Below are 2,357 nucleotides of genomic sequence, written 5' to 3' on the forward strand. Positions count from 1 at the left end.
CACTGCTTATTTGACAGATAACCGGTATGAGCCGAAATCCGAACTGTATCCTGCCAACGTATGCTACAACATAGCACTTGCTTTTCAACGGACGGCCCAGACGCGGAATTATCACAAGACCTCTAAAGATTTTACCTTTCATGCTAGAAGTACTCATCAGGCTGATGAAAGGGAAGTATATGTAATGGTGGTGGGAGAAACCTCACGGGCATGCAACTGGGCTTTGTACGGCTACGAACGGGAGACTAACCCGGGACTGTCGGGCATTGGCGGACTGACAGCTTTCAGCCATGTGCTGACAGAATCAAACACTACCCACAAGAGTGTTCCGATGTTGCTGTCGCCGGTCAGTGCTTCCAGTTTTGATTCCATCTATTATCAGAAAGGGATTATCACAGCATTCAAGGAAGCCGGTTACCAGACCGCCTTTTTCTCGAACCAGCGTTATAACCACTCATTTATAGACTTCTTCGGCAAAGAAGCCGACACGTATGATTTCATTAAAGAAGATGTGGGGGATTCCAATTACAACCCCTCTGATAACGAACTGTTGAAACTGGTAGCAAAAGAACTGGGCAAAGGAGTTTCCAGGCAATTTATAGTTCTCCACACTTACGGTTCTCATTTCAATTATAAAGAGCGCTATCCGGCAGAGCAGGCTTTCTTCCTGCCGGACATGCCCGTTGATGCGGAAGTGAAATACAAAGACAACCTGATTAATGCCTATGACAATTCTATCCGCTACACGGATAATTTTCTGGTTCGTCTGATAGATATGCTTCAAGAACAACATGTCAATTCTGCCCTGATATACACTTCAGACCATGGAGAAGATATTTTCGATGACAACCGGCATCTCTTTCTGCATGCCTCACCGGTACCTTCCTATTATCAGATACATGTGCCATTCTTTATTTGGATGTCCGACAACTACCGGCAGAGATACCCATCGTTATTGGAGGCCGCACAAGCCAATAGGCAGAAGAATGTATCTTCCAGTGCCTCATTCTTCCAGACAATGCTGGAAATAGGTGGAGTGGAGACCCCATACCGGAATGACTCTTTATCTGTCACCAGCGCTCTGTTTATCGAAAGACCCAGAGTCTATCTGAACGACCACAATGAAGCCCGCACACTGGATGATGTCGGTATGCTCAAGGAAGACTTCAAGATGCTGGAAGAGAAAGGCATCAGGTAATCAGGGAAAGAGAGCAGGCTGTTGCTATTTTGCCCTGATTCTTGATATAAAATTCTGAATCACCGGATACATCTCCTCTACCGTATTCAGCTCCATGCAAGCCGTCTCCAACGGGCACCAGCCGGTCTTGTCACGGTTAATGATATGGGGAACCTCTTGGGCAAAAGTCGTTTCAATTCCTGCTTCGCACAGCAATGCCAGCGCAGGAGTGCTGATTATATCGGCATAGACCGTTTTAAAGCCTCCCAGTACCATCAAAGCAGCGGCACCTTTCCCTATAACCTTATCGGCAATGGCAGCCCCCTTCATAAATGCAGAATCTGCCTGGTACAAATCATACAAATCCGCTACTCCCCGTTGGGTGAAAGTACGGACTTCCTCCCGGTTCTTCATAACACAAGAGTATCCTCCCTTGTGCAGTATGTCAATGATACTCTCCATTTTATAAAGTCTCTTGTTTCAACTGTTCTACAAATTTGTCAATACGATGCAGTTCTTTGGGAATATCAATCGTTTGCGGGCAATGCGGAGAACACTGGTTGCACCCGGTACAATGGTCGGCCTGCCTCAGTTTGGGTACACTTCGGTCATATCCTACGAGAAAAGCACGGCGTGCTTTCCGATAATTCTCATCCTGGCTGCTTTCCGGCACATTTCCTTCATTGACACATTTATTGTAATGTATCAAGATGGCAGGAATGTCAATTCCATACGGGCAAGGCATGCAGTACTTGCAGTCGTTGCAAGGTATGGTGGGGTACTCCATCATCAAATCTGCCGTATCATACAGATACTGAGTTTCCTCTTCTGTGAGTGGTACCAATGGAGAGTAAGTACGGATGTTATCCTGCAAATGTTCCATATAAGTCATGCCGCTCAGCACTGTCAGTACATCCTGGGGAGAACCGGCATAACGGAATGCCCAAGACGCCACACTGCGTTCGGGTTCGCGCTGCTTCAGCCGTGCCACAATATGGTCGGGGACATTGGAGAGCCGCCCACCCAGCAGAGGCTCCATAATGACAGCAGGAATCTTACGCTTGGCCAGCTCGTCATACAGATACTCTGCCTTGAAGTTGCTGCCCGAAGCATGTTTCCAGTCCACACTTTTCACCTCCCCGGCAAGCGCCTTCATTTCAGAGGTGGCGTTCAGGTATTC

Annotated in this window: 2 protein-coding genes and 1 pseudogene; 1 reads left to right on the forward strand and 2 read right to left on the reverse strand. The window is 47.4% G+C overall.

Annotated elements, in window-relative coordinates:
- The coding region (locus ABUA47_RS18950; protein ID WP_349831894.1) for a phosphoethanolamine transferase at positions 1–1,198 on the forward strand (1,198 nt) is incomplete at its 5' end.
- Positions 1,199–1,222: 24 nt separating this feature from the next.
- Here ABUA47_RS18950 and ABUA47_RS18955 read toward each other — a convergent pair.
- Together ABUA47_RS18955 and ABUA47_RS18960 are read right to left on the reverse strand one after the other, a co-directional pair.
- Entirely contained in the window at positions 1,223–1,639 is a 417-nt protein-coding gene (locus tag ABUA47_RS18955; protein ID WP_005825513.1) for a DUF1893 domain-containing protein, read from the reverse strand.
- Position 1,640: 1 nt separating this feature from the next.
- Positions 1,641–2,357: pseudogene (locus ABUA47_RS18960) on the reverse strand (aldo/keto reductase); the annotation flags it as partial.

It is taken from the genome of Bacteroides sp. RTP31139st1_H2_RTP31139_211217 (assembly GCF_040227615.1).
Lineage (GTDB): Bacteria > Bacteroidota > Bacteroidia > Bacteroidales > Bacteroidaceae > Bacteroides > Bacteroides uniformis.

Bases quoted from the DNA above. Each gene is read 5' to 3' on its own strand.
- ABUA47_RS18955 (WP_005825513.1), bottom strand. From the start codon at position 1,639: ATGGAGAGTATCATTGACATACTGCACAAGGGAGGATACTCTTGTGTT.